Consider the following 6271-nt stretch of genomic DNA (forward strand, 5'->3'; position numbering starts at 1 on the left):
GGAGTTCCGGCGCCCAGATGTGCCAGCTCGCCGGCCCCTGCGGATGGCGGGTCCAGACGATCCGCGGCGTTGCCTCGGGCAGGTCCTCGATGCGCGCGGCGCTGCGCAGCTCGATCGCGTCGAAGCCGGGCACCGAGGCGGTGAACCAGTAGCGCCCGTCGTGCAGCGACAGGTGGGGATCGGCGCGTTGGGGAATCAGCGGATGGGACCAGTTCAGCGACATGGGAGCGACAGGAGGAAGAAGGAGGATCGGCGACCGCCGGGCAGCCGGTGATCAGCGGGGACGAAGGACGATCACGTTCCAGGACGCGGGCCGGAGCGTCGCGCGCAGCGTGTCGCCATCGACGCAGATGCCGCCCAGCGCGCGCGGCTGGAAGCGGTCCGGCAGATCGACGGTGTTGGTGGCGTGGAGGTCCAGGTCATGGAGCTCCCAGGCCTCGCCGAGCGCCAGCCCGGCGTCGCCGCCCAGGCCCTGCAGTGCGACCGCGAGGTCCATCGGCGCGGCCAGGTGACGGTTCAGCGCGAAGACCGCGAGCGTGCCGTCGTCCTCGTTCCAGACCACGCTGGCCACCAGGTAGGGCAGCTCGCCTTCCTTGACATGGGGATAGGTCGGCGACGCGATCGACGGCCGCAGCACGGTGCCGCGCCCGAAGCGCGAGGCCAGCGCGAAGGGCCAGAAGATGGTCTGCCGCCAGGCCGGTCCACCGGGCTCGGTCATGATGGGTGCGATCACGTTGACCAGTTGCGCCAGGCAGGCCACCTTCACCCGGTCCGCATGGTTCATCAGCATGCACAGCATGCCGCCGACCAGCAGCGCGTCCTCGACGGTGTAGACCTCCTCGAGCAAGCGCGGCGCCTCGGGCCAGCCGCCCTGCTTCAGGTGATGGCCGTGCCGCGCGCGGTACCAGACGTTCCATTCGTCGAAGCTCAGCATCAGCCGCTTCTTCGAGCGCCGCCGCGCCGCGACGGCATCGGCGATCGCGACGGTGGCCTCGATGTAGCGCGCATTGGTCTCGATCTGGGCGAAGAAGCTCTCGGTGCTGGTGTCCGCACCGGGCGGCAGCACGCCGTCCGGCGCGAAGGGCTTCACGAAGTAGCTGTGCAGCGAGACGAAGTCGACCTCGTCATGGCAATGCGACAGCACGCGGTCCTCCCACTCGCCATAGGTCGGCATGTCGAAGGCCGACGAGCCGCAGGCCGCCAGCTCGATGCCGGGCTGCAGCATGCGCATCAGCTTGGCGGTCTCCTGCGCGAGGCGCCCATACTCGTCCGGCGTCTTGCGGCCGATCTGCCAAGGGCCGTCCATCTCGTTGCCCAGGCACCAGAGCGGGATCCGATGCGGCGGCTCGACGCCGTGCGCGCGGCGCCGTTCCGACAGCTCCGTCCCGCCGGGATGGCAGCAGTACTCGAGGTAGCGGCGCGCATCGTCCATGCCGCGCGTGCCGAGGTTGACGCCGAACATCGGGCTCAGGCCGAGTTCCTCGCACCAGGCCATGAACTCGTTGGTGCCGACCTGGTTGGTCTCGGTCGAGTACCACGCCAGGTCCAGCCGGCGCGGCCGCTGGTCCCGCGGCCCGACGCCATCCTCCCAGTCGTAGCCCGACATGAAGTTGCCGCCCGGATAACGGACCAGCGTGACGCCCAACTCCTTCACCAGCGCCTTCACGTCGCCGCGGAAGCCCTGTTCATCGGCGGTCGGGTGACCCGGCTCGAAGATCCCGGTGTAGACACAGCGGCCCAGGTGCTCGACGAAGGCGCCGAAGAGGCGACGATCGAGCGCGCCGATGGCGAAGTCGCGGTGCACCGTCAGCGCGGCCGGGAAGCCCTCGCCCGCGGCGCCGGGCGATGCGGTACCGGCGTGGGCGCCGGCAGCAGCGGCATTCGGGAACGTCATCTCAGCGCCTCACCTTCTTCAAGGCCTTGTTGACCTGCTTCTCGACGTCGTCCTGCACCTCGGCGATGGGCTTGCCGGACACCAGCAGGTTGCTCACGTCCTCGCCGATCAGCAGCTCGACCGCCCGCTGCGTCGGCACGCTGCTGGGCATGGACGCGCCGGTGCGGGTGATCTCGGCCAGGTTCTCGCGGAAGGGCAGCGCGCGGAAGGCCGCGCTCTGCGCCACCGAGCGCCGCACCGGCAGATGGCCGGTGCGCGCCCATTCGGCGCTGCGCTGCCAGATGAACTGGAGCAGCTTGAGTGCCGCCGCATGCTGCTCCGGCGTGGCGGCGCCACCCTTGAACAGCGCCCAGCTGTGACCGTCGGCGAAGACCGCCGGCCGCTGGTACAGCTGCGGGAACGGCACGACGGTGTAGCCGCCCTTGAGCGGCGACTCGGGCTTGCGGGCCTCGCGCAGGAACTGGTCGATCGTCCAGGTGCCGACCACCACGACACCGGCCTCGCCGTTGAGGAAGGCCTGGTTGGCCGCGCCGTAGTCGAGGTTGGGCTTCACATGCCCCTCGGCATAGAGCCGCTGCATCAGCGACAGCGCATTGACCACCTGCGGCTGGTGCATGTCGATACGGCGGCCATCGTCGCTGAACAGCTTCGTATCCTGCTGCGCGATCAGCGTCTGGAAGGTGCGGTTGGTCGCCGCCGTCTCCTTCACGATCGCCCAGGCAAACAGCGGCTTGCCGGTCCGCTGCTTGAATTGGCGCGCCATCGCGAGCAACTCGTCCGGCGAATGCGGCAGGCGCGGCTTGCCATCCGCGCCCATCAGGCCGGCCTGGCCCATCAGCGTGGTGTTGATGTGCCACAGCCAGGCCCAGGTGTCGAAGGGGAGCGCGTAGATCTGGCCGTTCAGCGTCACGCCGCGGCGGGCATGGTCGGTGAAGTCGTTCACGTCGATGCCCAGCGCCGGCAGCGACGCATCCAGCGGTTCGATCAGGCGGCGGCGAACGTAGTCACCGAGCGCCGATTCGTGCATCACCGCCACCGTCGGGATGTCCTTGGCCACCAGACGTGCGGTCAGTTGGTCGTAGTACGGCGCCCACTCGGCCGTCTGCGTCTTCACGCGGATGCCGTCGGTGTTGGTGGCGTTGAACTCGTTGACCATCGCAGTCACGATGCCGCATTCGCCCACGCCCTGGCTCGCGTCGTTCACCGCGCCGAACTTGGCGTCGCAGCTGCCGAAGAAACGCATCAGCGTGATCTCGGTCTTGGGCGCGGGCTCGGCGTGGTTGTCGCCGCAACCGGCCAGCACCGCCGCGCCGGCCAGCATGACCATGAACAGGGAGCGCTTCATCACGACCGCCCCGTTCCCGCGACGGCGGTCACCAGATGCTTCTGGAAGAAGAGATAGATCATCAGCACCGGGGCACCGGCGAAGACCGCCTGCGCCATCAGGAAGCCCAATCCCTCCGATTGGGCGAAGTTGGTCTGCGTTGAGGCCAGGCCCCGCGTCAAGGTGTACATCTCCGGCTTGGTCGCGATGACCAGCGGCCAGAGGTAATCGTTCCAGCAGGCCAGGAAGGTGAAGATGCCCAGCGTCGCCTGCGCCGGCAGCGTCAGCGGCAGCACCACCTTGAAGAAGGTCTTGAAGCGCGAGGCGTTGTCCAGCATCGCCGCCTCCTCCAGGTCGATCGGGACGGCCTTGAAGTACTGCGTCATCAGGAAGACCCCGAACGGCGCGGCCAGCCCCGGCAGCGCCAGCCCGGCATAGGTGTTCTGCAGGCCCCAGTCGGAGAACAGCCGGTGCAACGGGATGAAGACGCTCTGCGAGGGCACGGCCAGGCCGAAGAGCACCAGCGGGAACAGCCAGCGCCGGCCCGGGAACTCGCAGCGCGCGAAGCCGTAACCCGCCAGCGAGGACAGCACCAGCACGCCCAGCGTCTGCAGCGCCGCCACCAGCGCGCTGTTGCCCAGCCAGCGGAACACCGCCGAGGTCTGCAGGATGTCGGCGTAGTTGGCCAGGGTGTAGGGCGGCGCCAGGAAGACGTCGGTGCGGACCATCAGCAGCTCGTTGGGCTTGAACGAGAGCGCCAGCACCCACAGCAGCGGCAGCATCCACAACGCGGCCAGCAGCACCAGCGCGGCCATCACCGCGCGGTCGAACCAGCCCTTGCGCAACATCGGAGTCATCGACGCGCTCCTTGCGCGGCTTCGCGCCGCTCCAGCCACATCTGCACGCTGACGCCGACCAGCATCACCGCCAGCAGGACCTGCGACGCGGCCGTGGCGTAGCCCAGCGAGAGCTGCATGAAGGCCTGCTCGTAGATGAACTGCACGATCGGCCGGGTGGTGTTGTTGGGACCGCCGTTGGTCATCAGCATGATCTGCGGGAAGACCTGGAACTGGCGGATCACCTCGATGACGGCCACCAGCGCCACCGTGCGCTTGAGCGCCGGCAAGGTGACATGCGTCAAGGTGCGCCAGCGGCTGGCGTTGTCCAGCGCGGCGGCCTCGTAGACGTCGGACGGGATCTGCTGCAGCGCCGAGAGGAACAGCATCATCGGCAGGCCGATGATCCACCACACCGTCACCAGCGCGAGCGTGGGCAGGGCCAGCAGGTCGCTGGTGAGCCAGGGCAGTTGCGGCAGGCCGAGCGCGGCACTGCCCTGCGCGATCAGGCCGCGCTCGGGCATCAGGGCGAGTTGCCACACCAGCGTGATCAGCGTGACGGAGAAGACGCTGGCGCAGAAGAAGACGGCGCGCAGGAAGGCGGCCAGCTTGCCCGGTCGGTTCAGCGCCAGCGCGAGCATCAGCGACAGGCCGACGAAGACCGGCACGCTCAGCAGCACGAAGCGGATCGTGTTCCAGACAACCTGGTGGAAGACGTCGTCGGCGAGCAGCTCGCGGTAGTTCTGCCAGCCGATGAAGAAGCTGTCGTTGGACAGCAGGTCGTGGTCGTGGAAGCTGATGAACCAGCCTTTGGCCAGCGGCCAGAGCAACAGCAGCGCGTAGACCGCGACGAAGGGCAGCACGAACAGCGCATTCGCCGGGCGCGAGGCGCGCAAGCCGACGGAGGACCGCGCAGGGACCTCTGGACTCATGCCACCGCTCCCTGCGCCGACGCGTGATGCGCCAGTCCCTGCTTGTCGAAGAGGTGCGCCTCGTCCATCGCGAGTTCCAGCTGCACCGTCTCTCCAGCCGCCGGCGACACGCCCGCGACCGTGGCGATCGCGCGGGTGCCGTCGACCAACCGCACATGCGCCAGGGTCCGCTCACCCAGGAACTCGACCATCTCCACCTGCGCCGGCAGCGGACCGCGCGCCGCGGTGACGAGGTGCTCCGGACGTATGCCGAGCGTGAGCTCGCTGCCCGGCACCGCCGCCTCGACCAGCGTCCCGATCTCCTGGCCTCCCGGCAGCTCGACCGCCGCCCGTCCCTGCCGATCGGCCAGCCGCCGCACCGGGATGAAGTTCATCCCCGGCGTGCCGATGAATCCAGCCACGAAGCGCGTGGCCGGCCGGCGGTAAAGCTCCGCCGGCGGCGCGACCTGCTCGATGCGGCCCGCATTCATCACCACGATGCGGGTGGCCAGCGTCATCGCCTCGATCTGGTCGTGGGTGACGAAGACCATGGTCGCGCCCAGGCGCCGGTGCAATTGCGCCAGCTCCAGCCGCGTGCGGCCGCGCAGCGCCGCATCCAGGTTGGACAGCGGCTCGTCGAAGAGGAAGATCGCCGGCTCCTTCACCACCGCGCGGCCGATCGCCACGCGCTGCCGCTGGCCGCCGGACAGCTGCCCCGGCTTACGCGCCAGCAGCGCGTCGAGCTCCAGCATCCGCGCCGCCTCCTGGATGCGGCGGTCGATCTCGGCCTCGGTCAGCTTGATGTTGCGCAGGCCGAAGGCCAGGTTGTCGCGCACCGTCATGTGCGGATACAGCGCATAGTGCTGGAACACCATGGCCAGCTGCCGCAGGCCCGGCGCCGCATGGGTGACATCCTGCCCGCCGATCAGGATGCGTCCGGCCGTCACTTCCTCCAGCCCGGCGATCATGCGCAGCAGGCTGGTCTTGCCGCAGCCCGACGGGCCGAGGAACACGATGAACTCGCCCGGCGCCACATCGAGCGACAGGTCGGGGATGACCTGCACCGCGCCATAGCGCTTGCCGATCTGCTCCAGCTTGAGGGCTGCCAACGGAATGTCTCCTGAATCCTGGTGGGAAGGCCGGGGATCGTGTCGATCTTCTCCGGCCGCATGAAATTCGCCTACAGCTGGGGCCAGCCGTCCTCGGTCCAGCGCAGCGCGTCGATGCGCAGCTTGGGTTTGCCGCCGTCCTCGGCGTCATAGGCGTGACGCACGATCCAGCGGCCGGCCACGTCCTGGTGGCCCGG

General features: G+C 69.0%; 5 protein-coding genes and 1 pseudogene. All 6 read right to left on the minus strand.

Translation table 11 applies throughout. The features are described 5' to 3' along the window. Window positions 1–223, minus strand: a pseudogene (locus FUT87_RS06615) (alpha-N-arabinofuranosidase); the annotation flags it as partial. A gap of 51 nt (window positions 224–274) precedes the next feature. After that, entirely contained in the window at window positions 275–1894 is a 1620-nt protein-coding gene (locus tag FUT87_RS06620) for an alpha-N-arabinofuranosidase (RefSeq protein ID WP_147240502.1), read from the minus strand. A 1-nt stretch (window position 1895) separates the two neighbouring features. Further along, window positions 1896–3239: an extracellular solute-binding protein gene (locus tag FUT87_RS06625; RefSeq protein WP_147240503.1), complete on the minus strand. Its 1344-nt coding sequence runs from the start codon at window positions 3237–3239 to the stop codon at window positions 1896–1898. Further along, window positions 3239–4075: a carbohydrate ABC transporter permease gene (locus FUT87_RS06630; protein WP_091724724.1), complete on the minus strand. Its 837-nt coding sequence runs from the start codon at window positions 4073–4075 to the stop codon at window positions 3239–3241. The genes FUT87_RS06625 and FUT87_RS06630 overlap by 1 nt, the downstream gene beginning before the upstream one ends. Beyond that, complete coding sequence (locus FUT87_RS06635; protein WP_091724725.1) at window positions 4072–4986, minus strand: carbohydrate ABC transporter permease; 915 nt, start codon at window positions 4984–4986, stop codon at window positions 4072–4074. Before FUT87_RS06635 ends, FUT87_RS06630 begins: the two co-directional genes overlap by 4 nt. Beyond that, a complete protein-coding gene (locus FUT87_RS06640; RefSeq protein WP_147240504.1) occupies window positions 4983–6074 on the minus strand; it encodes an ABC transporter ATP-binding protein in 1092 nt (363 codons plus the stop codon). The genes FUT87_RS06635 and FUT87_RS06640 overlap by 4 nt, the downstream gene beginning before the upstream one ends. Window positions 6075–6271: the final 197 nt, after the last annotated feature.

Source organism: Mitsuaria sp. TWR114 (assembly GCF_007997345.1).